Origin of the sequence: Rhizobium mesosinicum (genome assembly GCF_019511345.1) — a bacterium.
GTDB lineage: Bacteria > Pseudomonadota > Alphaproteobacteria > Rhizobiales > Rhizobiaceae > Rhizobium > Rhizobium mesosinicum.
Genome location: NZ_JAEUAK010000001.1, coordinates 762,497 through 785,917, shown reverse-complemented (window position 1 = coordinate 785,917; position 23,421 = coordinate 762,497). Strand labels below are relative to the sequence as shown.

At 61.1% G+C, this 23,421-nt stretch carries 25 protein-coding genes; 19 read left to right on the top strand and 6 right to left on the bottom strand.

What is annotated here, in order from left to right:
- The first annotated feature begins 38 nt into the window (after positions 1 to 38).
- From JNB85_RS03635 to JNB85_RS03580, 12 genes are read left to right on the top strand one after another with little or no spacing between them, the layout of a single operon-like run.
- Positions 39 to 1,007, top strand: coding sequence for a carbohydrate ABC transporter permease (locus tag JNB85_RS03635; protein ID WP_220333012.1), 969 nt, complete (start codon positions 39 to 41; stop codon positions 1,005 to 1,007).
- Positions 1,004 to 1,957, top strand: coding sequence for a carbohydrate ABC transporter permease (locus JNB85_RS03630; protein WP_220333011.1), 954 nt, complete (start codon positions 1,004 to 1,006; stop codon positions 1,955 to 1,957). The genes JNB85_RS03635 and JNB85_RS03630 overlap by 4 nt, the downstream gene beginning before the upstream one ends.
- Positions 1,954 to 2,169, top strand: a complete 216-nt coding sequence (locus JNB85_RS03625) for a hypothetical protein (RefSeq protein WP_220333010.1) — start codon at positions 1,954 to 1,956, stop codon at positions 2,167 to 2,169. Before JNB85_RS03630 ends, JNB85_RS03625 begins: the two co-directional genes overlap by 4 nt.
- A 3-nt stretch (positions 2,170 to 2,172) precedes the next feature.
- Positions 2,173 to 3,270 (top strand): ABC transporter ATP-binding protein, encoded by a 1,098-nt coding sequence (locus tag JNB85_RS03620; protein WP_220333009.1) that lies wholly within the window; start codon positions 2,173 to 2,175, stop codon positions 3,268 to 3,270.
- Positions 3,263 to 4,270 (top strand): ABC transporter ATP-binding protein, encoded by a 1,008-nt coding sequence (locus JNB85_RS03615; RefSeq protein WP_220333008.1) that lies wholly within the window; start codon positions 3,263 to 3,265, stop codon positions 4,268 to 4,270. The genes JNB85_RS03620 and JNB85_RS03615 overlap by 8 nt, the downstream gene beginning before the upstream one ends.
- Positions 4,271 to 4,317: 47 nt before the next feature.
- Positions 4,318 to 5,958 carry a dihydroxyacetone kinase subunit DhaK gene (locus JNB85_RS03610; protein WP_220333007.1) on the top strand — a complete coding sequence of 547 codons (1,641 nt, stop codon included), beginning with the start codon at positions 4,318 to 4,320 and terminating at the stop codon, positions 5,956 to 5,958.
- Between the two features lie 46 nt (positions 5,959 to 6,004).
- Positions 6,005 to 6,595, top strand: coding sequence for a dihydroxyacetone kinase subunit DhaL (dhaL, locus tag JNB85_RS03605; RefSeq protein WP_220333107.1), 591 nt, complete (start codon positions 6,005 to 6,007; stop codon positions 6,593 to 6,595).
- Positions 6,592 to 6,993 (top strand): dihydroxyacetone kinase phosphoryl donor subunit DhaM, encoded by a 402-nt coding sequence (gene dhaM, locus JNB85_RS03600; protein WP_220333006.1) that lies wholly within the window; start codon positions 6,592 to 6,594, stop codon positions 6,991 to 6,993. Before dhaL ends, dhaM begins: the two co-directional genes overlap by 4 nt.
- On the top strand, positions 6,990 to 7,334 hold the full coding sequence (locus JNB85_RS03595; RefSeq protein WP_220333005.1) for an HPr family phosphocarrier protein: 345 nt from the start codon (positions 6,990 to 6,992) through the stop codon (positions 7,332 to 7,334). Before dhaM ends, JNB85_RS03595 begins: the two co-directional genes overlap by 4 nt.
- Positions 7,318 to 8,898: a putative PEP-binding protein gene (locus JNB85_RS03590; RefSeq protein ID WP_220333004.1), complete on the top strand. Its 1,581-nt coding sequence runs from the start codon at positions 7,318 to 7,320 to the stop codon at positions 8,896 to 8,898. The genes JNB85_RS03595 and JNB85_RS03590 overlap by 17 nt, the downstream gene beginning before the upstream one ends.
- 1 nt (position 8,899) lies before the next feature.
- Positions 8,900 to 9,310, top strand: coding sequence for a hypothetical protein (locus JNB85_RS03585; protein ID WP_220333003.1), 411 nt, complete (start codon positions 8,900 to 8,902; stop codon positions 9,308 to 9,310).
- A gap of 59 nt (positions 9,311 to 9,369) precedes the next feature.
- Positions 9,370 to 10,362, top strand: a complete 993-nt coding sequence (locus JNB85_RS03580) for a dihydroxyacetone kinase subunit DhaK (protein ID WP_220333106.1) — start codon at positions 9,370 to 9,372, stop codon at positions 10,360 to 10,362.
- Positions 10,363 to 10,501: 139 nt separating this feature from the next.
- Here JNB85_RS03580 and JNB85_RS03575 read toward each other — a convergent pair whose 3' ends face one another.
- From JNB85_RS03575 to repA, 3 genes are all read right to left on the bottom strand, one after another.
- On the bottom strand, positions 10,502 to 11,629 hold the full coding sequence (locus tag JNB85_RS03575; protein WP_220333002.1) for an RHE_PE00001 family protein: 1,128 nt from the start codon (positions 11,627 to 11,629) through the stop codon (positions 10,502 to 10,504).
- A gap of 233 nt (positions 11,630 to 11,862) precedes the next feature.
- Positions 11,863 to 12,867 carry a plasmid partitioning protein RepB gene (gene repB, locus JNB85_RS03570; protein ID WP_220333001.1) on the bottom strand — a complete coding sequence of 335 codons (1,005 nt, stop codon included), beginning with the start codon at positions 12,865 to 12,867 and terminating at the stop codon, positions 11,863 to 11,865.
- Positions 12,864 to 14,060 carry a plasmid partitioning protein RepA gene (repA, locus tag JNB85_RS03565; RefSeq protein WP_220333000.1) on the bottom strand — a complete coding sequence of 399 codons (1,197 nt, stop codon included), beginning with the start codon at positions 14,058 to 14,060 and terminating at the stop codon, positions 12,864 to 12,866. Before repA ends, repB begins: the two co-directional genes overlap by 4 nt.
- A gap of 201 nt (positions 14,061 to 14,261) precedes the next feature.
- On the opposite strand from repA, the gene cobF reads away from it, so the two are divergent.
- The 5 genes from cobF to JNB85_RS03540 all read left to right on the top strand — a co-directional run bounded on the left by cobF (position 14,262) and on the right by JNB85_RS03540 (position 18,583).
- A complete protein-coding gene (cobF, locus tag JNB85_RS03560; protein ID WP_220332999.1) occupies positions 14,262 to 15,026 on the top strand; it encodes a precorrin-6A synthase (deacetylating) in 765 nt (254 codons plus the stop codon).
- Between the two features lie 77 nt (positions 15,027 to 15,103).
- Positions 15,104 to 16,465, top strand: a complete 1,362-nt coding sequence (gene cobG / locus JNB85_RS03555; protein ID WP_220332998.1) for a precorrin-3B synthase — start codon at positions 15,104 to 15,106, stop codon at positions 16,463 to 16,465.
- A gap of 2 nt (positions 16,466 to 16,467) precedes the next feature.
- A complete protein-coding gene (locus JNB85_RS03550; protein WP_220332997.1) occupies positions 16,468 to 17,100 on the top strand; it encodes a precorrin-8X methylmutase in 633 nt (210 codons plus the stop codon).
- Entirely contained in the window at positions 17,097 to 17,822 is a 726-nt protein-coding gene (locus tag JNB85_RS03545; protein WP_220332996.1) for a precorrin-2 C(20)-methyltransferase, read from the top strand. The genes JNB85_RS03550 and JNB85_RS03545 overlap by 4 nt, the downstream gene beginning before the upstream one ends.
- Positions 17,819 to 18,583 carry a precorrin-3B C(17)-methyltransferase gene (locus tag JNB85_RS03540; protein ID WP_220332995.1) on the top strand — a complete coding sequence of 255 codons (765 nt, stop codon included), beginning with the start codon at positions 17,819 to 17,821 and terminating at the stop codon, positions 18,581 to 18,583. The genes JNB85_RS03545 and JNB85_RS03540 overlap by 4 nt, the downstream gene beginning before the upstream one ends.
- On the opposite strand, the gene JNB85_RS03535 is transcribed toward JNB85_RS03540, so the two are convergent.
- Complete coding sequence (locus JNB85_RS03535; RefSeq protein ID WP_220332994.1) at positions 18,547 to 19,317, bottom strand: cobalt-precorrin-6A reductase; 771 nt, start codon at positions 19,315 to 19,317, stop codon at positions 18,547 to 18,549. The two genes, JNB85_RS03540 and JNB85_RS03535, sit on opposite strands and share 37 nt — an antisense overlap.
- On the opposite strand from JNB85_RS03535, the gene cbiE reads away from it, so the two are divergent.
- Both cbiE and cobM read left to right on the top strand, forming a co-directional pair.
- Complete coding sequence (gene cbiE / locus JNB85_RS03530) at positions 19,316 to 20,545, top strand: precorrin-6y C5,15-methyltransferase (decarboxylating) subunit CbiE (protein ID WP_220332993.1); 1,230 nt, start codon at positions 19,316 to 19,318, stop codon at positions 20,543 to 20,545. The two genes, JNB85_RS03535 and cbiE, sit on opposite strands and share 2 nt — an antisense overlap.
- Before the next feature lie 4 nt (positions 20,546 to 20,549).
- Positions 20,550 to 21,308 (top strand): precorrin-4 C(11)-methyltransferase, encoded by a 759-nt coding sequence (cobM, locus tag JNB85_RS03525; protein WP_220332992.1) that lies wholly within the window; start codon positions 20,550 to 20,552, stop codon positions 21,306 to 21,308.
- A 5-nt stretch (positions 21,309 to 21,313) separates the two neighbouring features.
- Here cobM and JNB85_RS03520 read toward each other — a convergent pair whose 3' ends face one another.
- Together JNB85_RS03520 and JNB85_RS03515 are read right to left on the bottom strand one after the other, a co-directional pair.
- Complete coding sequence (locus tag JNB85_RS03520; RefSeq protein ID WP_220332991.1) at positions 21,314 to 22,126, bottom strand: TIM barrel protein; 813 nt, start codon at positions 22,124 to 22,126, stop codon at positions 21,314 to 21,316.
- 153 nt (positions 22,127 to 22,279) lie between these two features.
- A complete protein-coding gene (locus tag JNB85_RS03515; protein ID WP_220332990.1) occupies positions 22,280 to 23,308 on the bottom strand; it encodes a LacI family DNA-binding transcriptional regulator in 1,029 nt (342 codons plus the stop codon).
- Between the last annotated feature and the right edge of the window lie 113 nt (positions 23,309 to 23,421).

Here is a 23,421-nt window from a genome sequence, read left to right as displayed (position 1 = left end):
CGCCACATGTCTCATATACGCGAAGACCAGGTGACACCTTGAACATTTCCTCTTCCTCCATGGTCGAGAAAGCTGCAGATGCGACTGCCAGGGCGACGCCGACATCGGTTGCCCGCCGCGTCCGCGGACTGTCGGATCGAGTGATCGCCTGGGTGTTTATCGCGCCCACCATCATCCTGCTTCTCGCCATCAACATCTTTCCGCTAATCTGGGCGATCTATCTATCGTTCACGAATTATCGCGCCAACCGTCCGAACGCGCCGGTCCAGAACGTCGGATTGGGCAATTACGAGCGGGTACTGACCGATCCCGACATCTGGCAGGCGATGCAGACGACGGCGCATTTCGTCTTCTGGACGATCCTGCTGCAGACCGTCATCGGCTTTACGCTCGCCTATCTGATCGACCGCAAGTTTCGCGGCCACGCCTTCTGGACGACGCTTATCCTGATCCCGATGATGCTGTCCCCGGCTGTCGTCGGCAATTTCTGGCGCTTCCTCTACGAGCCGCAGATCGGTCTTTTCGCCTATGCCGTTTCCCTGGTCACTGGCATCCCCACAGCCGACATCCAGATGCTCGGCAGCGTGTCGCTGGCCCCTTGGGCGATCATCATCGTCGACACGTGGATGTGGGCGCCGTATGTCATGCTGATCTGCCTGGCAGGTCTGCGCTCCATCCCCGATTATATCTATGAAGCAGCCGAAGTGGACCGCGCCTCCGCCTGGCGGCAATTCTGGTCGATCACCGTGCCAATGGCCCTGCCGTTCATCATGCTTGCGGTGCTGTTCCGCGGTATCGAGAATTTCAAGATGTTCGACATGGTGACGCTGCTGACAGGTGGTGGCCCGGGCTCGACTACCGAAGTTGCCTCCATCACCTTGAAGCGGGCCGCCTTCGAGAGCTGGGCAACCGGACGGGCGTCGGCATTTGCCATCGTCCTCTTCGTTGCCGTGTTCGGTCTCGCCAACATCTATGTCAAGGCACTCAACAAGGTAAAGCAGCGATGAGCTCAGTTACCTCAGCCCATTCAGTCGTCGAGCCGAGCCCGACCAGCAAGAGGATTGCCGGCGCTATCGTGATCCTCTACGCCTTGATTACGATGATCCCGCTCGTCTGGATCTTCTTGACCAGCATCAAATCTCCCCCGGATTCTATCAGCTACCCTCCGAAGGTCATCTTCCAGCCAACGTTGGAGGGCTATTGCAATCTGCTGACGACGAGAACGCGCCAGACGCCCGAATATATTGCCTCCCTGCCTGCACCGACCGGCACCTGTGATGAGGTGTCCCGTAAGCGCAACATGGTCATTGCGGGACCCTCGAATTTCCTGCCGCGCTTTGCCAATTCTCTGGTGATTGCTTTCGGCTCGACGTTCCTGGCCGTATCGTTGGGAACCCTTGCCGCCTACGGATTTTCGCGCTTCAAGGTGCCGCTCGCCGACGACCTTCTCTTCTTCATCCTATCGACGCGCATGATGCCGCCCATCGCGGTCGCCATACCGATCTATCTAATGTACCGCGAGCTTGGCCTCTCCGACACGGCGCTGGGCATGATCCTGCTCTATACGGCGGTCAACGTTTCGCTTGCTGTCTGGCTGCTGAAAGGCTTCATCGACGAGATCCCACGCGAGTATGAAGAGGCTGCGATGATCGACGGCTACACCCGGCTGCAAGCATTCTGGAAGGTCGTCCTGCCACAGGCAACCACCGGCATCGCCGCCACCGCGATCTTCTGCCTGATCTTTGCCTGGAACGAGTATGCCTTTGTCGCATTGCTGACTTCGGGTGAAGCCCAGACGGCACCGCCATTCATCCCAACTATCATCGGCGAAGGCGGCCAGGATTGGCCCGCGGTTGCTGCGGGAACGACGATTTTCCTGATCCCGATCCTCGTCTTTACCATACTCCTGCGCAAGCAGCTCCTGCGCGGCATCACTTTCGGAGCGGTTCGCAAATGACCAATCTCATCGAGACCCCGCGCCCTGCCCCGCGCCCGAAACGACCCTTCTTTTTGCGCAGGGGACCCATGGAGAGCATCGCGACCGCCCTGATTGCCATTGGTTTCCTCATGCTCTTCCAGCCGTTTTTTCTCATGCTCTATACCTATTCGCTTGTAACGCTGCTGGCAGGCACTGCCATGTTCATCATCGTCTCGAAGTTTCCGGAGTGAGCCATGGCGGACATCAGAATAGAACATCTCCGCAAGCAGTTCGGCAGCTTCGTGGCTGTGCGGGATTCGAGCTTCGCCATCCATGACGGCGAGTTCCTGGCTCTGCTCGGCCCTTCGGGCTGCGGCAAGACAACGACGCTTCGAATGATCGCCGGCCTGGAATTGCCGACTAGCGGCAAGATCTATCTCGATGGGGAGGACGTCACCTTCAACCGCGCCAGCGCCCGCGATATTGCCTTCGTCTTTCAGCTTTTTGCGCTCTATCCCCACATGAACGTGCGCAGGAACATCGGCTTTCCGCTGCTGTCGCAAGGCATGCCTAAGGCTGAGATCCGCCAACGCGTGGAAGAGACCGCACGGCTGCTGCAGATCGATCATATTCTGAACCGATCAGTTTCCGGACTCGCGGGCGGCGACCGTCAGCGCGTTGCCCTCGGCCGCGCTATCGTACGCCGCCCGAAGTGTTTCCTGATGGATGAACCGCTTGGGACGTTGGACGCCGAATTCCGCGAGGTGATGGTCCACGAGTTGCGCGAACTGCATAACCGCATCCACGCGACGACCGTCTACGTGACGCATGATCAGCATGAGGCGATGGCGATGGCTGACAAGATCGCCGTGATGAACCACGGCGTCATCGAGCAATTCGGGACGCCGCAGGAAATCTACAGCAAGCCGGCCACCATGTATGTTGCCGATTTCATCGGCTCACCGCCGATGAATTTCATGCGCTTCACCTCAGGCCTGCGCAGCGGCGACCAATCCGTCTCCCTGGATGGCGTCGTTGTCAGCATACCGGAGGTGCGCCAGGATCTGACGGAGACTGAATTGGCACTTGGCGTCAGGCCAGAGCACATCCGCTTCAGTGATACTTCCCCATTGCGCGGCGCCGTCTACGGCAGCGAATATCTCGGAACCAATCAGGTGGTGGCGATAGAAACCTCGAGCGGTATCATCAAGGCACGCGTTCCGGCGAACCGCAACTTCCGCATCGGAGAGACAGTTGGCCTTGAGTTCAATCCGGCCAAGCTTGCCCTGTTCGATTGCCAATCGGGCCGTGCCATCGCCTCGGCGCTTTATTCGGAGGAGCGTCATGGCTGACGTCGCTCTCAAGGGCCTCAACAAGCGCTTCGGCGATACACAGGCTCTTTCTGATTTCAACCTTTTCATCCGCGACGGCGAGTTCGTCGTTCTGCTTGGGCCGACCGGCGCTGGCAAGACAACGACGCTGCGCCTCATTGCCGGCCTGGAGCGCGCAGACAGCGGTCGAATTGAAATAGGCGGTCGAAGCGTCGCAAGCGAAGCACCGGCCGAGAGGGATGTTGCCTTCGTCTTCCAGCAATATTCGCTCTATCCGCACATGACGGTGTACGACAACCTTGCGTTTCCGTTGCGAGCGCCGGTGCGCAGGCTGACAAACGAACAGATCGACCGTCGCGTCCGCGAAATTGCGCGCATGGTCAGGATCGACCACAAGCTGGAGAATCGTTCGACGCGCCTGTCGGGCGGCGAAATGCAGCGCGTCGCAATTGGTAGGGCGCTGGTGCGCCAGCCCGCCATCTACCTGATGGACGAACCGCTGTCGTCGCTTGATGCGAAACTGCGTGGGGAACTGCGTCTGGAACTGAAGCGCATCCAGAAGGAACTCGGCTCGACGCTGCTCTATGTAACTCACGACCAGGTCGAAGCCATGACGATGGCGGACAGGATCGGCATTGTCTCGGAGGGACGGCTGCTGCAAATCGGAACGCCCCGTGAAATCTATGGCAATCCGGCCAGCCTTCACGTCGCTGCGCGCCTGGGTCAGCCACACATCAACCTTCTGCCGACCGATCTTATTCCCGGCGCCAATCCGCCGCCGGGAACGAAGACGATAGGCGCGCGAACCGAACATCTCGACATCCTCGTCGATCAGAATGCTGAAGCGAAGATCGATTGGATCGAACATCTGGGGGACCAGAACCACCTTCATATAAAGGTGCGAGATCACAAGCTGGTTACGCTTGCCGATCCATATCTGGCGATCCGGCCGGGTGATCGAATAAGTTTGACGCTGCGCGATCCGCTCTATTTCGATGCCAGCGGCCAACGCCTTGGATAAGCAACTGAAAGAAACGAACTTACTGGCATGAAAGACGGGCCCTCTCCATGAAACATTTCTTCAATCGCCGGGAAACCATCGTCACCGAAGCCCTGGATGGCCTGATCCAGACAAGCGGCGCCGGTCGTCTTGCCCGTCTCGACGCGTTCCCGGAGATAAAGGTCATCCTGCGTGCCGACTGGGACAAGTCGAAGGTCGCCATTATCTCCGGCGGGGGCGCGGGGCATGAGCCTTCGCACGCGGGCTTCGTCGGCAAGGGCATGCTGACTGCAGCTGTATCTGGCGAAATCTTTGCCTCGCCGAGCGTCGATGCGGTGCTGACGGCGATCCGCGCCGTCACCGGGCCCAAGGGCGTTCTGCTGGTCGTCAAGAACTATACGGGCGATCGCCTCAATTTTGGTCTCGCTGCCGAAAAGGCGCGCGCCGAAGGTTTCGATGTCGAGATGGTCATCGTTGCCGACGATATCGCGATCCCCGGTCTCATCCAGCCCCGCGGCGTTGCCGGTACGCTCTTCGTGCACAAGATCGCTGGCTATCACGCCGAAGCAGGCGCCGATCTCAAGATGGTGGCGAGCCTTGCGACCGCCGCAGCGGGCAGCATTGTTTCGCTCGGCATGTCGCTTTCAACCTGTAGCGTGCCGGGCCAAACGCATGCGGATCGACTGGGTCCCAATGAAGGCGAACTTGGTCTCGGTATCCACGGCGAGCCGGGGGTCGAGCGCATTTCCCTGCAGCCGATTGCCAATCTGGTTGCGACCATGACCGAGCGACTGGCGGCGAAGCTCGATGCTGCACAAGATCATGCGCTGCTAATCAACAACCTGGGCGCCGTGCCACCGCTTGAAATGGGTGTCATCGCCAATTCTGTGCTGTCGTCACCGATCGCCAGCCGTGTTCGGTTGATCGTTGGACCGGCGCCGATGATGACCGCTCTCAACATGAACGGCTTTTCCCTATCCCTCATTCGACTGGACGCCGAGCGTGAGGCCGCTCTCAGGGCTGCCGTCGAACCCCACGCCTGGCCGCCCGCAGCGGAGCGACACGAGCTCGCTATCCTTGCCGCACCGCAACGGGCGCCGATACAAAGCGAAGCGGTACCCGCCAGCGATGATAGGAACAACCGTCGTCTGCTGACCGCACTTTGCGAGCATCTGATTTCGCTGGAGGATGAGCTTAATCACCTGGATGGCCGGGTTGGTGACGGCGATACCGGTTCGACCGTCGCGACCGGAGCCCGCAGCATTCTTGCCCGCATCGACATGCTTCCGCTGAAAGATCCTGCCGCGACGATGGCCTCCATCGGCGAGATCCTGAGCACCAGCATGGGAGGCTCCAGCGGCGTCCTTCTGTCGATCTTCTTCACGGCCGCATCCAAGTCCATGGCCGAAAAGGATGATATCGCTGCTGCCCTGCTTGCCGGACTTGATCGGATGACGTTCTATGGAGGCGCGGCTGTGGGTGACCGCACAATGGTCGACGCCCTTTCTCCCGCGCTGGCGGCCCTTTCATCGGAGGGTGTCAAAGCCGCGGCAAGGGCGGCAACGGCAGGTGCTGAGTCGACAAGAGCGATGCGACAGGCAAAGGCCGGTCGTGCCTCCTACGTTGGCGAAAAGGATCTCGAAGGCGTCGCCGATCCGGGTGCCGTGGCCGTGGCGGGCGTATTCGAGGTGGTCGCAACGCTCGTATGAGTTCTGGAGGCGGGAGGTTTAGGTGCTGGCAGAACCGGTTCTTCTCATGGGATTGATTGAAGCTTGCCGTGCGACGATCGCCGCAAACAGCGAGCACTTATGCGCTCTTGATCGCGCCATCGGCGATGGCGATCACGGAACGAACATGCGGCGGGGCTGCGAAGCGGTGAGTGCCGAGAACGCCTCGGTCTCAAGCCTCCCGTTGCCTGATGCGCTCGAGAAAATTGGCCTTACGCTCGTGATGAGCATCGGCGGAGCGGCAGGCCCGCTTTACGGAACGCTGCTCATGGAAATGGGCCGTGAGCTCCGTGCCGCAGAGGAAGAGAAAGACTTTTCTTCCGCACTGAAACAGGCGATCAACGCTGTCGCGCGTCGTGGCCGCTCCCACCCCGGAGACAAGACGCTTCTCGATGTTCTCTATCCGGTCCAGGACGCGCTCGCTCATCGATTGCCTTGGACGGACATCGCACGCCATGCAGAACGTTCAGCCGAGCTGACCGCAGCGATGAGGGCCATGCGCGGGCGTGCTTCCTATCTCGGAGACCGGTCGATCGGCCATGTCGATCCAGGTGCCTCAAGTTGTGCGCTGCTGACAACTGCGATCTGCCGCTACCTCGAGGAGTACCGACCGGTATGAGTGGGAAAGGCCCCAATGTTGGGATTGTGATTGTTTCCCACTCGCCGCTTGTTGCGCGTGGTACTGCAGATATGGTGAAGCAGATGGTGGGCGACAGCGTGCCGCTTGCCTGGTCGGGCGGCAACAGTCACGGCGAGCTCGGAACCGATGCCCGCGGTATTCTCAAAGCCATCGAGGAGGCCTGGTCTGAGGCAGGCGTCGCTGTCTTCGTTGATCTTGGGGGAGCCGAGACCAACAGTGAAATGGCGGTTGAGATGCTTGGCTTGCCACGGTCGAAGCAGGTAACGATCTGCAACGCGCCCGTCGTGGAGGGGGCTGTAATCGCGGCAGCCGAGGCTTCCGGCGGCGCATCGTTGACAAAGGTCGTTGCGACGGCAGAGGAGCTATCACCCTCATGAACGGTGGATTGCGCGTAGAAAGCCGCGAGGGTGAGCAGATCCACACCAGTTGCCAGACGGAAGTCGAGGTCAAGCACGGTGTAGGGTTGCATGCGCGGCCCTCGGTCACATTCACCCGGCTTGCAAAATCCTTTCCCTGCTCGATCGAAGTCGCGATCAACGGGAGTGATGTCTGGCTGAATGGAAAGAGCATCATCAAGATCATGGGTGCCCGGATCCGCAAGGGGTCGTTGCTCAGGATTCGTGCAGAGGGAATACTTGCCGAGGAAGCGGTTCGCGCGTTGAAGGGTCTCGTCGAGCGTAACTTCGATGAGGAAAAGAAGCATGGTCGCACCGCCTAAATTGAAAGCGACTAGTGCGTCGCCAGGCATTGCAATGGGACCCGTCTATGTCGCTCAGCCGATGCCCGCCGCCGCGTCGCCGGCACCAAGCCTTTCCAGCCATGCAGCCCTAGGCGAGGCCATCGACAAGGCCATCCGCGAATTACGCGATCTTGCAGCCGGGACAGATCCCGAAAGTGGCGAGATCATCGAGTTTCAGATCGAAGTGCTGCAGGACCCGACGTTGATGGAGATGGTCGGCGCGCGGATCGATGCCGGCGAAAATATCGAATTTGCCTGGATCGGAACACTCGATGACTATATCCGCGAGCTGGAAGGCGCGGAGGAACAGCGTTTGCAGGCGCGTGCGGTCGACATTCTCGACGTCAAAAATCGCGTCCTTTCCATCCTTACCGGCGCGCCGATCGACGACTTTCCGGCTGGCTCCATCTATGTTGGAAAAGACATGGAGCCCAGTCGTTTCCTGGCACATGACTGGTCGGCAGGCGGGGGTATCGCTCTTTATGCCGGCAGTGCCGTCGGCCACGTCGCCCTGCTTGCCAGGTCTCGCTCGGTGCCAATGGTCATTGGTGCCGGTCAATTCGCGACGGAGAAGGGGCAGCAGATCGGGATTGATGGCGATTCAGGTATCATCACGCTTCAGATAAGCGAGCGGAGCGAGCAGTTGGCTTCGCCCGATCATCGCCCCTTGGGCTTGGCATCGATAGCCGACAACGGCACCTTGCGCACGGCCGACGGCTCTCCGGTCCTGTTGGCAATCAACGTCAACGCTCCCAACGAAGTCGATGCGGTCAATGCTGCGACAACCGCCGGCATCGGGTTGATGCGCTCCGAATTTGCCCTGACATCGCTTGGGGACGCCGCGAACGAAGAAAAGCAGTTCGTGATCTACCGCCGCCTGCTGGATTGGGCAGACGGCAGGTCAACGACAATTCGCATGCTGGATGTAGGCGGCGACAAGCCGCTCGCCGGACTTGCCGAAGCACCATCGCTGCGCGGTATCCGTCTTCTGCTCGCCCGGCCGGAGATCGCACGTGTTCAAGCCCGCGCGCTGCTACGCGCGGCAGTTTTCGGCAATCTTCATATCATGCTGCCGATGGTGATGTTTCCATCCGACGTCGACGACGTTAGGCAGATTTACCGTGAAGAGGCTGGCGAGCTTGCTCGGCGAGCCGTCCCTCATCGCATACCCCCAATCGGGATGATGGTGGAGGTCCCGGCGGCCGCGCTCATGCTGGATGAGTTCGAAAGCGCTGACTTCTTTTCGTTCGGGACGAACGACCTTGCACAATATCTCGTCGCATCGCCACGCGAGGACGCCGACTTCGCGCATTATCAGGTCAAGGCGGTGCCGGCCGTACTGCGTCTGCTGACTCAGGCTATAAAACTCGCCGGGAGCAAACCGGTCAGCATCTGCGGCGACATGGCGGGGGATCCGTCCCTCACCGCGAAGCTGCTTGCCGCAGGCATACGGCATTTTTCCGTGGCGCCTGCTCAGCTTCCCGCGATAAGATCGGCAATCGTCGGCCTGAGGGCAGATGGGACAAAGGCAGCCGGAGAATAGGATGGCGCGCGAAGACACGGAAGACGCCATTATCGCCTATAAGTCCATTCTGGCGCAGATCATTGACAACAGGCCTTCCGGAACACGTCAGCGCCTTGCGACGGAACTCGGCAAGCATCGCAGTTTCGTCACGCAGATAACAAGCCCGACTTATGCAACGCCGCTTCCAGCCCGCCACCTCGCCACGATCTTCCGGGTGTGTCATTTCAGTGCCGCTGAACAGGAGCGCTTTCTGGATGCATATCAAACGGCCCATCCGGGCAAGCTGCCGGAACTTGGCGCCTCGGAAAAACTGCGGCACCTTTCGCTGATGGTGCCCGACTTCGGCGACGAGAGACGCAATCGGCTGCTTGAGGAAGCGATTTCGGATCTGGTGCAGAAGATCGCAGCAATTTCTGGGCTGCCGGATTAACCAAGCCCTTGTGGCACAGGCACAAGCATTGGCATGATCATCGCCTTGGGAGGGGCTTGATGAAGAAATTCATGAACACGGCAGAGACTATGGTCGCCGAGAGTATCGAAGGCTTCGTGCGCGCCCATCAGGAGTTCGTTGTGTTCGGCGCAGGCCGCAAATGCATACGCCGCCGTGAGCTGGTTCCTGGCAAGGTCGCTATCATTTCTGGCGGCGGGGCGGGCCATGAGCCGATGCATATCGGCTTCATCGGTCGCGGCATGCTCGATGCGGCCTGTGTCGGATATATCTTCACATCGCCCACGCCGAGCCAGATCGTCAGTGCGATAGAGGAAGCAGACACCGGTGCTGGCTGCCTGCTCGTCGTCAAGAACTACGATGGCGACGTCATGAACTTCGAAATGGCCTCAGAAATGGCGTCAGACCGGCATAAAATTGAAATGGTCCTCGCCTGCGACGACATCGAAACGACGAGGGGCGGCGACGGTCGTGGGCGACGCGGGGTTGCCGGTACGCTTATCATTGAAAAGCTCCTCGGAGCGGGTGCCGAGCAGGGTCGATCCCTTTCAGAACTAAAAGCCTTTGGTGATAGCCTCTCCTCACGCATCCGGTCGATGGGCGTTGCCCTGACCGGTGTCGCGGTACCGGACACCCAGCGCACAACCTTCGTGCTTGAGCCGAACGAGGTAGAGATGGGCGTCGGCATTCATGGGGAGCCGGGTCATTCGAGAGAGCGGTTCTCCGACGCTGACACTATTGTCAGGTATCTCAGCGAGACTATCCTCAACGATACCAGCCGCAGCACAGATAAAACACTGCTCCTGGTGAACGGACTTGGAGGCACGCCGCCCGCTGAACTCTATCTTGCCTACAACTCTGCCCTTCGAATCATGTCGGAGTACGGCCTGCGAGTCGAGCGCTCGCTTGTTGGCACCTATGCCACTTCACTCGACATGCAGGGGCTTTCCATCACGCTCGCTTTCCTCACTGACGAGGAGCTTTCTCTATGGGATTCGCCCGTCGCTACCGCTGCATTGCGCTGGCGGTGCTAGGCCTCTCGTCATCAGCCGGTCTTGTGGCGGTAAGTCTTCGGGTTTGAAAGGCGCGGACTGATCGAGCGGATGCAGGCTCATGCTCTTTCCCAGCAGAGCTCATGCGCGTAGCGCGGCTCGCGGCTGTGGCCCACGCGGTTCAGATTATGCCCCAGGCACGATAGCGGCCGCGACCGGTGATTTCACGGATGCCTATCTCATTGATCAGATTGAGCGCGCCACGTTGCGTAACGCCAAGTTCACGCGCGACCATGGCGGCCGACACCATCGGACGCGAGAGGATGAAATCGGCAAGCTGCGGCAGACTGCTATTCGAGCGGCGACCGCGAAAGCGCAGCTCCATCTGCGTTCGCGCCAACGATAGGCGGTCGATCTCCTTAAGGCCAACGACGGCACTCTCCCGCATGGCATCAAGAAAGGCCTGCAGGCGCGTGACGCGATTACGCGCCCGCCGGCGCTCGTGGCGAATCTGCTTCAACCCGGTATGGAAAGAAAAAAGATGCGAGGCAACCTTGCCTCGCGCCCGCAGGCTGCTGGCAATCAGCAGGCCGCCCAGCCAATGCTGGCGGCGCAGCGGCTCGATCCGTTCCCAGGCGTCGAAGAGGATGGCGGTCGCCAGGCTAGGGGGCAGTTCCTCTACGAGCGGGATCAGACCACGCCATTCCTGAATCCGTTCTTCCTCGTTCCATTCGTCGTCACCGAATAGGCCGAGCGGGTCGTCATTGCGCTGCGAAGGCACAGCCTCCGTCGGCGGTTCCACGACGGCCTTCCCCGCATGCCGGTCGAGAAGTCTTTGCGAGCGGGCGAGCAGGGCGTCAAGCTCGGCGATTTCGGCTGCAAGTGGGGCTTGGTCGTCCTCGTCGTCAGCCTCTCCGATCGGCGCGTTCGTTCCCGCCCCCGGCGCCCTCTCCTCCCCTTCCAGCGTGCTGGCGGTCAGCACGCCGAGGCCTGCCGGGGAGAGCGCCCAACCAGGATCGGCGGTTTCGATCCGCCGCCGTGTCCGCAGGACGGAATGGGCAATCGTCAGCTCATGGCTCGGCGCGCGGCTGTCCATATGCGCATCGTGCAGGACGAGATCCTCCACATGCACAAGTTCCCCCGCCACCCACAGCGCGCCGGCTGCATCGAAGAAATGGCTGCGCGCCGCAAAGCCCTGCCCTACCGGCGAGCGCGCCGCCCGCTCATCGAGCCGCGCCAAAGCATCCTCGGCCCCGGCAACGGCCGGAAGCAGCATCTGGAGCGTGTTGGCGTCAATATCATAGCGCATTGTTCGGCTTAATTGATTCTCGCTAAAGGAAGGGAAACCAGCATTTGCTTCCGTCGGTTATCGCATGATGAAAACGTGCGGGCAACGGCATTTCCTAAAAGCTCAAGCCGTTATTTCTACGGGATCATGTGGGCTATCGACGACAGCACGGCGGCAATCGCTTCGCCGATCATTCGGAGGCGGAAATCGAGCTTGCGCTTGGTTGCATTCCCGCTCCGATACGTCGCACTGCGCTACAGCGTATTCCCTGTCTTTGGCTTCTCGGCCTTGTAGGCTTCATAAAGCTCGTCGAGGCGGCTTGAGAGATATGCGCCAAAATCCGATGCGTCGCCTGTCTTCAGGGCAATCGTGAAGGACGTTCCGGAACTCTTGATGCGTCCGGCGATCTTGCCGCCGCTCGCAGGCTTCCAGTCATATTCCGTGCTTCGCGGCTTGGTCTCTTCCTTCTTTGAAAGCTCGGCGATGATCAGCTCAAAGCGGCGATCGCTCTCGACCGCATTGAAGGTGGAGGATGCAATCAGCTTCGTTAGACGCCCGGTGGTGGTGTCGGTCCAGTCCTGGGCAAGCGCCATCCACCGTCTGCGGCCGATGCCGGGCGCCGCACCTACGGCCTGGATGATATCGGCAGGAATGGCCTTCGCGACGGAGATGAGCTTCGACAATTCCGTCTTGTCGGTTGAAAGTGCCTTCATGATGACGGGACGATCGAACTTCTTCAGTTCGAGATTGAGCGCGAAGACGGCTCGCTCAATATAGGAGAGATTGCGTCGCGCGGAGTTTTCTATGCCTTGGGCGATGACGAGATCTGTATCGTCGAGCTTGCGGATGACCGCCTGCACCTTGCGGCCGAGCAGTTTAACGGCCTGAAGGCGGCGGTGGCCATAGGCAATCTGATAGCGCCCGTCATGATGCGGATTGCGTCGCACGAGGATCGGCACTTCCTGGCCGTTCTCGGCGATCGACTGCACGAGCTCGTCCTCGAGATCGAGGGGCTCATCCCCGAGGCGATCGCGAATGAAGGAGGAATCGATTAGCTCCGGATCGAGTTCGACGATATGTTCGCCAGACGACAGGGCTTCCTCCATCGCCCTGCTCTCTTCCTCCATACGGCCGAGTGTCAGTGCCATGGTGCGTACCGGACCGGCCGCTCCACGCACAGACGTCTCCTCGAAGTTGGCCGCGGCCAACTCCTGCGCCGTATCGGTGAACAAACCCTTCAATCGATCTCGTCTGCTCATGTGCGGCCCCATGCTTTGTGGATGCTGGCAAGAATCTCGCCATTGGCGGCGGTAACCGATTCCAGTGCCCGGTCATAGGTGGAACGGCGAACCTGCCCCTTTTCAATTTCATAGAGGGTCTGCTTCGTCAGGCCCGCATCGGCAATCGCCGTCGATTTCAGGATCGTTGCCGTCAGCACATCGTCACCGAAGAGATTGCGCAAGAGTGCCACGATCTGTGATTGCGGCCCGTCGAAAGGCTCGTGACGGGTGACGACGTATTTGATGAAATCATGCTGCAGGTCGCCACCGGCCTTGCGCACGACGGAGAGAAGATCCGAGGTCATCAACAGAAATTGCGACATGGAGGCGACATCGACCATCTGAGGATGAATGGTGATGAGAAGGGAGGTGGCGGCGCAGACGGCTCCGAGCGTGAGATAGCCGAGTTGTGGGGGGCAGTCGATGACGACGATATCGTAGTTGCCTTCGACTTCCGCAATCGCATTGCCGACGCGGCGGAAGAACAGCTCTTCCGGCCTCTGGCGATCATTCAAAGCTCGCGGCGTTTCATGCTCGAACTCCATGAGTTCGAGATTGCCGGGGACGAGATCAAGGCCGTCGAAATAGGTCTTGCGGATAATATCCTTCAACGGGCGCCGTTGCGCATCATAGCGGATCGCGCCATAGAGCGTGTCGCCATCGCCGAGGTCGAACTCGGGCTGGACGCCGAGCAGCGAGGAGAGCGAAGCCTGCGGGTCGAGATCAATCGCCAGGACCCGGTAGCCTTCCAGCGCCAGATGCTGCGCCAGATAAAGGGTTGTCGTGGTCTTGGCCGAGCCGCCCTTGAAATTGGTGATCGCAATCGTCTGCAGCTTTTCGCTGTCGCGGCGCCACGGCAGATAGGAGAGCGCATCTTTCGGCTTGACCTTCGCCATATGCTGGCGCAACTCGTTGATCTGGCCAAGGGTGTAGGAGCGCCGGCCATTATGCGAGACGTCCGGCTGCGGACCCTTACCATCCAAGGAAAGCTGGCGAAGATAGCCATCGGAGACGCCGATCATCTGCGCTGCCTCGCCGGAGGTAAATGTCCGGAGCGTCTTTTGCGAAAGCGGCGGGAAGAGCCTTTCTCGCAGCAGCTTAAGCTGGCGCGAGAGCTGCGTAGCGTGCCGTTCGATGCGAACGTCCGTCGTCGATACGCTAATGTTGTCCAAAACACCTGCCCCTTCTTAAAGCGCTTTTCCATCAACATAGCGTCAAAAAGCGTATCGAAGATGACATGATTCGGGGCTAGCGACAATAAACGCTTCGCTAACCGCGCAGATAGAAAGTTGGCCGCGGCCAACTCCCGGGTTCGCCCTTGCCAAAGGCTTGCTTTGGCGGCACAAACCGCTGGAAATCGCGAGGCAGAAAGCGTGCGGCATATCCACATCATCGGTATCGGAACGGGCAATCCCGAACATCTGACCATCCAGGCGATTAACGCCATGAACGCGGCAAACGTGGTGTTCATCCCGACCAAGGGTGCCGCGAAGTCGGATCTTGCCGACGTGCGCAGGGAGATCTGCGATCGATATTTGACCCGCGACGGTGTGCGCATCGTTGAATTCGAGGTGCCGAAGCGCTCAATCCAGGACCGAACTTATACCCAGAGCGTAGACGACTGGCACGCCGCGATCGCCCAAATCTATGAGGGCCTGATTGCCGATCTGCCGGAAACTGGTGCCGGCGCCTTCCTCGTCTGGGGCGATCCGAGCCTCTATGACAGCACGATCCGCATCATCGAACGCGTGCGTAATACCGATACCTGCGCCTTCGACTATAGCGTCGTTCCCGGCATCACCAGCATCCAGGCGCTGGCGGCAAGCCACCGCATTCCCGTCAATCTCGTCGGCAAGCCGGTCGAGATCACCACCGGCCGGCGACTGACCGAAACGGGACTGACGCATGAGAGCACCATCGTCATGCTCGATGGCGAACAGGCCTTTTCGAAGACTGACGCTCCCGATGCTGAGATCTTCTGGGGCGCCTATCTCGGCACTGAGAACGAAGTGATCCGCTCGGGCCGGCTCGGCGATATAGCCGACGACATCCTCCGGCTCCGGGCCGAAGAACGGGCGCGGCATGGCTGGATCATGGACATTTATCTCCTGCGCAAGGGACGCGATTTCGACGACTGATTGTTCCGGTCAACGAACCGATCTCGCTTTGCTGCATCCGGCGCGATCTTGTAAGACATGGGCCAAAGGATGGATGAATGCGCAGCACAGCCGGCAATATCTTGAAAGCAGAGAGACCTGATATCGTGGGCATGCAACGCGGCGCCTGCCCGGCGCTCGCCGCACCCATGCAAACTGGCGACGGCCTGCTCGTGCGCCTGCGACCTGCTGGCGGCACCCTCTCGACCTCCCAGTTCCGGCATCTGGCGTCGGCAGCGGCACGGCATGGAAACGGTGTTGTTGAAATCACCGCTCGCGGCAATCTGCAGATTCGAGGTCTGCAAACTGAATCCGTCAGTCCGCTGGCGGCGGAGATCGATGCCGCCGGGATCATTATATCTGATGGCGTGGCAATTGAGATTTCGCCGCTTCATGGCATTGATGCCGACGAGATCGCCGACGCGGCCGACATGGAGGTGATGCTGCGCATCAAGCTCGGCGACCTTCTCAGCTCTCCCCATCTTGCGCCGAAACTCTCCATCCTCATCGACGGGGGCGGTCGATTCTCCCTTTCCGCTCTCATCGCCGATATCCGCGTCGTCGCTCAGCCGACAGGGCAATGGCTGGTTTCGATAGCCGGCGACGAAGAGGGTGCCACACCACTAGTCCTCGGAAGTGCGGACGCCGCTGTCAATGCGGTCGGCGATCTGTTGCAGATGCTGATTGTGAATGGCAGGCGCACACGCGCCCGCGACATCGACAAAGCAATGCTGCGCGCCCATTTTCCTGAGCTCGATAGCATCCGGTCTATCCGTCCCGCGCCGACGAAATCGTCCTTCGTCGGCGTCACGGAACTGCGGAACGGCAGCACGATACTAGGGGTGCGCCTGAAGTTCGGACAGGCGATGGCCGCTGATCTGATTTCCTTCCTCACCTCTGCCGAAAGTGCCGGCGCAAGGGAAATCCGGCTGGCTCCGGATCGCGGTTTCTTCCTGATTGGTCTGGCCGAGACGGCAATGCCGGCTCTTCAAGAAGCGGCCATCGGTTACGGCGTTAGCGTGACTGCTAACGAGCCAACCGAGCAGATCGCTGCCTGCTCTGGGGAAGGGGCCTGTGCCTTGGCTTTCTACGATACAAAGGCTCTTGCCAGCCAGTTGCTCGACCAAATTCCGGCGCTTTTCGACGGCTCGCTGAAGCTTCATCTTTCCGGCTGTGCGAAAGGTTGCGCGCATCGGCGCGCCGATCTCGCGATCGTCGGGTCGGGCGACGGTTACGACTTTGTCGTCGACGGGCTCGCGGCAGACAGACCGGCTGCAAGGATTGCTGGCGGCGGGATCAATTTCGCTATAGAGAGGCTCGCCCGCCTGATCAAAGACAAGAGAGGCGCCGGCGAGTCGAGTGCCGATTGCCTGAAGAGGCTCGGCCCCACCGGTCTCGCCGATGCGCTGCAACAGGAATAGCAATGCCAGACTACGATTATATCCGCAGCGGAGACGCGATCTACGAGCGCTCCTTCGCGATCATTCGCAGCGAAGCCGATCTCTCGCGTTTTTCGCCTGAAGAGGCCGACGTCGCCGTGCGCATGATCCATGCCTGCGGGTTGGTCGAGGCGGCGCAGAACTTCGTCTTCTCCCCCGATTTCGTTCACGCTGCGCGCATCGCCCTGCAGGACGGCGCCCCGATTTTCTGCGATGCGGAGATGGTGGCGCATGGCGTGACCCGCGCCCGCCTGCCGGCGAAGAACGAGGTGATCTGCACCCTGCATGATCCGCGCACGCATGACCTTGCCCATCAGACGGGCAATACCCGCTCGGCCGCCGCAATCCATCTCTGGCTCGACCGGCTCGCCGGCAGCGTCGTTGCCATCGGCAATGCGCCAACGGCCCTCTTCCATCTTCTCGAACTTTTGCGCGACGGCGCGCCGAAGCCGGCGGCGATCATCGGCATGCCGGTCGGCTTCGTCGGGGCTGCCGAATCCAAGGATGCGCTTGCGGAAAATTCCTATGGCGTTCCCTATGCCATCGTGCGCGGCCGGCTCGGCGGCAGCGCCATGACGGCAGCCGCCATCAACGCGCTTTCGAGGCCCGGCCTATGAGCGGCCGTCTGATCGGCGTCGGCACCGGACCCGGTGATCCCGAGCTTCTGACCGTCAAGGCCGTCCGCGCCATCAAGGGCGCCGACGTGATTGCCTATTTCGCAAAGCAGGGCAGGGGCGGCAATGGCAAGGCGATCGTCGAGCACCTGCTGAAACCCGGCACCGCGCTGCTGCCGCTCTACTATCCAGTGACGACCGAGCTCGACAAAAACGATCCGCTCTACCAGAGCCGCATCACGGATTTCTACAACGTATCCGCCGATGCCGTTGCCCTTCATCTTGACGCAGACCGCACGGTCGCGGTGCTCAGCGAAGGCGACCCACTGTTCTACGGCTCCTACATGCATCTGCATGTGCGCCTGTCGCAGCGCTACCCGACCGAGGTTATTCCCGGCATCAGCGCCATGTCGGGCTGCTGGTCGCTGGCGGGTATGCCAATCGTTCAAGGCGACGACGTGCTCTCCGTCCTGCCGGGCACGATGGGCGAGCAGGAACTAACCCGCCGCCTCGCCGATACCGAGGCCGCCGTCATCATGAAGGTCGGCCGCAACCTGCCGAAGATCCGCCGGGCGCTGCAGGCTGCCGGCCGTCTCGGCGACGCGCTCTATGTCGAACGCGGCACCATGGCGAATGCCGCAATGGTAAAGCTCACTGAGCGGGACGAGGACGACGCGCCCTATTTCTCGCTGGTGCTGGTGCCCGGTTGGGAGGCAGGCCGATGAGCGGGCGCCTGTTCGTAATCGGCACCGGTCCCGGCAATCCGGAGCAGATGACGCCGGAGGCGATGGCCGCCGTCGAAGCATCAAGCGATTTCTTCGGCTATGGACCCTATCTCGACCGGCTGACGCTGCGCGCCCACCAGCGCCGCCATGCTTCCGACAACAGAGAGGAACTGGACCGGGCAAAGGCCGCCCTGACGCTTGCTGTTGGAGGTGCGGATGTCTGCGTCGTCTCAGGTGGCGATCCCGGTGTCTTTGCCATGGCCGCTGCCGTCTGCGAGGCGATCGACAGCGGGCCCGCGGAATGGCGTGGAGTCGATCTCACAGTCCTGCCCGGCATCACTGCAATGCTTGCGGTTGCCGCCCGTGTCGGCGCTCCGCTCGGCCATGATTTCTGCGCCCTGTCGCTCTCGGACAATCTTAAGCCCTGGGCCGTCATCGAAAATCGCCTGGCTCTTGCGGCACAAGCCGGTTTCGTCATCGCCCTCTATAATCCGATCAGCAAGGCTCGCCCCTGGCAGCTTGGCACCGCCTTCGAGCTGTTGCGCCGTCATCTGCCAGCCACGACACCCGTCATCTTCGGCCGTGCGGCCGGCCGGCCCGACGAGCAGATCACGGTGCAGCCGTTGGACGCTGCCGATGCTTTGATTGCCGATATGGCGACCTGCGTCATCATCGGTTCGCAGGAGACGCGGGTGATCGCCCGCGAGGGACGGCCGGACCTGATCTATACGCCGCGCTTCATGGCCGGGGAGACGAGATGATCGATTGCCTCGAGCGCCGCTTCCACCGTTTCGACCGACGTCATAATGGCAGCGGGCGCGCGCGCAATCACGACGACCTTGAGCCCAAGCAGGCGGGCCGCCTCGATCTTCGCATAGGCCGCAGTACCTCCGCTATTCTTGGTGACGACAGCATCGATACGATACCGCCGCATCAGCTCGATTTCGCCTTCGAGCGTAAAGGGGCCACGCTCGAGGACATATTCGACATCGGCAAGGGCAAGCGGCGGATCGACCGGATCGACGCTGCGAACCAGATAGAAATGTTGTGGGGCGATTTCGGCATGATGAGCGCCCTGCCGGCCGGTCGCCAGGAAGGCGCGGCGCGGGGCCGGCCCAAGTGCGGCAATCGCCGCCGGAATATCGGCCACGATATGCCAGTGATCGCCAGGTTCGGGCACCCATTCAGGGCGAACGAGGGCGAGCGCATCGATACCGGTGCGTTCAGCAGCAATGGCGGCATTGGCCGAAATGCGTTCAGCGAAGGGATGGGTGGCGTCGATCAGCAGGTCGTAGCCTCCTTCCGCCAGGAAGCTCGCAAGGCCTTCCACGCCGCCGAAGCCGCCGACGCGAACGGGAACCGGCTGGTTGGCGGGAGCCTGCGTGCGGCCCGCCAGCGACAGCAGGACATCGAGGTCCTCGCGCGCGGCAAGGCCCGCGGCAAGCTTGCGTGCTTCGCTGGTTCCGCCGAGGATCAGGATACGGGTCTTCTCCATGTCTGACACTTCCCCCTCCGTCCCACGCTGGCTCACTCTTATCGGCATCGGCGAAGATGGTCCAGACGGGCTCGGCGAGGAGGCAAAGCGCCTGATTGCTGCCGCACCGGCCGTCTTCGGCGGCGCGCGCCATCTTGAACTTGCCGGTACATTGATCACCGGCGAACGCTTTGCCTGGCAGAGCCCCTTCGAACAGTCGGTCGAGGCGATCGAGGCTCGGCGCGGCACGCCCGTGGTCGTGCTGGCTTCAGGCGATCCCTTCCTCTACGGCGTCGGTGCTACGCTATCGCGCCGCATCGCGGCGCAAGAAATGCGCACCATCCCCGCCCCCTCCGCGTTCAGTCTGGCTGCGGCACGGCTCGGATGGCCATTGCAGGAGGCAGCCTGTGTCTCGCTGCATGGACGCCCACTCGATCTCATCCGCCCGCATCTGCATGTCGGCAGGCACATTCTGGCGCTGACCTCGGACGAGGAGGGCCCTCAGGCACTCGCCGATCTGCTTGTCGATAGCGGTTTTGCCGAGACGCGGCTGACGGTGCTGGAAGCGCTCGGCGGCGGGCGGGAGCGCATCCGCAGCACGACGGCATCAGGTTTCGATCTCAATAGTATCGACCCGCTGAATGTGTGCGCCCTCGAAATTGCGGCGGGGCCGGGGGCACGAATCCTGCCCTATGCTTCGGGCCTCGACGACGCGCTCTTCGAACATGACGGTCAGATTACCAAGCGGGAGATCCGCGCCGTCACGCTCTCGGCGCTGTCGCCGCGCCATGGCGAGCTCCTCTGGGATATCGGCGCGGGATCCGGATCCGTCGGTATCGAATGGATGCTGGCCGATCCGTCCCTGAAAACAATCGCAATCGAACAGGCGCCGGAACGGGCCGCTCTCATTGCCCGCAATGCCGCGAGTTTCGGCGTGCCGCAGCTTGCCCTTGTCGAAGGCACCGCACCCGAGGCACTCGCCGGCTTGCCGGCACCGGATGTGATCTTTATCGGCGGCGGCGGCAGTGAGGCCGGCGTCATGGATGCGGCAATCGCAGCGCTGAAGCGGGGAGGGCGGCTCGTTGCCAATGCTGTCACGCTGGAAATGGAGGCGGTGCTTTTGGCCGAATACCGAGCGCGCGGCGGCGCATTGACGAAGATCGAAATCACCCGCGCCGCACCTGTCGGCGGCATGAGCGGCTGGCGACCGGCCATGCCCGTCACGCAGTGGCGTTGGGTCAAGGAATAAAAGAATGACGGTTCATTTCATCGGCGCCGGACCGGGTGCAGCGGATCTCATCACGGTGCGCGGACGCGACCTGATCGGTAAATGCCCAGTCTGCCTCTATGCCGGCTCCATCGTCTCGCCCGAGGTTCTGCAATATTGCCCGCCCGGCGCGCGCCTCATCGATACCGCGCCGATGTCTCTCGATGAGATCGAGGCCGAATATCTCCGCGCCGCCGATGCCGGCGAGGATGTGGCGCGACTGCATTCCGGCGATCTTTCCGTCTGGAGTGCCGTCGCCGAGCAAGTCCGCCGGCTGGAGAAGCATGGCATCGCCTATACGATGACGCCGGGCGTCCCGGCCTTTGCGGCAGCAGCCTCCGCACTCGGCCGCGAGTTGACGATCCCCGCCGTGGCACAAAGCCTCGTGCTGACGCGTGTATCGGGCCGCGCCTCGCCGATGCCGAATGAGGAAACCTTGGCGAAGTTCGGTGCGACGGGGGCAACGATGGCTATCCATCTGGCCATCCACGCACTGGCTCAGGTCGTTACGGAACTGACGCCGCTCTATGGCGCCGATTGCCCGGTCGCCATCGTGGTGAAGGCCAGCTGGCCGGACGAGCGTATCCTGCGTGGCACGCTTGCCGATATCGAGGAAAAGGTGGCGGCCGAGCCGATCGAGCGCACGGCCATCATCTTCGTCGGCCGCTCGCTCGGATCGGAGGATTTCCGCGAAAGCTCGCTCTACGACCCTGCCTATCAGCGTCGCTTCCGCGGTCGCGAGTAGCCTTCTCAAACCTTTGCTGTGATGTAGTCCATGCTCGCCTTCAGGGCAGTGCCAGGATCCTTCAGTGCATGGACTTCGGATGCGAAAGGCTCGAAGGAGAAGGGACCCTTGTAGCTAGCCTGAAGCAATGCTCGGATCTGGGCGGCATTGCCGAGCCGGTCATCGCCATCAACCAGAATACGGTGCGGATCGCGCATGTCGGAGACGGAAACGGCGGGATCGTTGACGCCGGAAATATGCACGAGCCCGGTCAGATGCGGGAAGAAAGGCGTCTCGCCGGCTAGGTGATGATGGAATGTATCGTGCACGAGCCGGAAGGTCGGCTGCGCATTCAACGTCTCGATCGCATCGGCTGCTTCGGCCTTGGAGCGCAGCGAACAGATTTCGAAGCCGAGCGGCTCCACCAAACCGACAATGTCGGCGGCATCGAGCATAGGGCGGAGTGCCGTCAGCGCCTGACGCAGATTGTCCTGGCGCTCGCCATCGGCTGTTCCCGTGCCGTCGTTCTTCGGAACCAGCACCAAAGCCTGCGAACCGACAGCCCTTGCGTAATCGATCAGCTCGCGCGCTTCCCGCTCGCGCGTCGCGTTCCATTCGTTGAAGCGCTGCAGCGCATTGATGGAGATGATCGCGACATCGTGACGGTCGGCCGCTGCCTTGATGACCTCGGGCTTGGTGCCATCGAGAATGGCATTGCCGGCGAGATCATTGCGGATCTCCACCGCATCAATGCCAAGCGAGGTCGCAAGCGCAAAGAAATCCTCGATCGACAGCGAAGGCGCTGCCATGTGGTTCAGCGCGAAACGGATGGATGCCATGCGAAATCTCCTGCTTGCCCCTCGTGCGTAAGAAGCACTATGAATGTCTCATCGAACCTCTATTGGAATTCGCCTGCTATTCCATCGGCTGCACGGCATCAAACTCTATCATCTCTGCTAGATTTTCCGCGTGAATGATAGAATCACCTCATTTTAGATGTTTTCGGACAGGAAAATCTCGAAAGGCAGGAATGACTGGCCGGGAACGGCGATCTCGCCCTGTTCGAGCGCACCCATCATCAGCGATGTCACTTCCTTGCACAGCGCCGGCAATGGCGTGCCGATCGCCATGGTGACGATGCCGTCGGCGAGGCCGGCCTTGCTGTCGACGGTGAGCTCGTTGACGATGAGCACGATGCGGCCGCCGATCCCCTCTTCACGAAATGCCGAGATTGCCCCCTCCATGCCGCCGCCACAGACATAGAGACCGACGAGATCGGGATGTTTCTGCAGAAGCGTCAGCGTCGCCTCATGGGTGATATCGGGCGTTTCGAGATTGATCAGCGTTTCGACCACCTCAAAGTCAGGCGCTTCCTCGCGGAAATAGGAGCGGAAACCTATCTCGCGCAACTCGTGACCATGAAAACGATGGCTGCCGACGAAGCAGGCGACCTTGCCGGGCCGGCGCGCCGCCTTGGCAATCATCCAGGCAGCGGTGCGGCCAACCTTGCGATTGTTGACGCCGACATAGGCGTCCCTGACACCGGTCGCGAGATCCGAGAGCAGTGAAAAGACCGGAATGCCGCGTTCCTTCAATTCCTCGACGGCAGCCGTGACTGCGGGATAATCCGGGCCGACAAGCGCCACCGCCTGGTTCCTTGCCCCAAGCAGCTTGATCTTCTCGACGATCGCCGCCGGTGTTGCGGCCGTCGGATATTCCACCTGCGTCTGGATGCGGGCGGTCGTGACGTTGCGGGCGGCGGTTTCAATCTCACGCGCGAAAGCCTGATAAAAGGGCTGTGTCGGCTTCTGCAGCAGGAAGGCCAGCCGATATTGCGGCAGATCCTCGAAGACGCGCTGCCGGATCAGGCCGACGGCATGATAACCGATCGACTGGGCCGCATCATAGACGCGCCGCGCCGTTTCCTCCCGCACCCGATGGCGGCCGTTCAGCACGCGATCGACGGTCGCCACGCTGACGCCGGAGGCCTGGGCAAGATCGGAAATGGTCGCGCGGCGCATGGTGGTCCTGATAGTTTTCAATCAATAGTGAAAGCCATTTCTGATGGCTTTTGAGAGAATATATCAAGCCTGCATTGAGGGCTTTGCGAAGTCAACCTATTCTCCGAACCAAG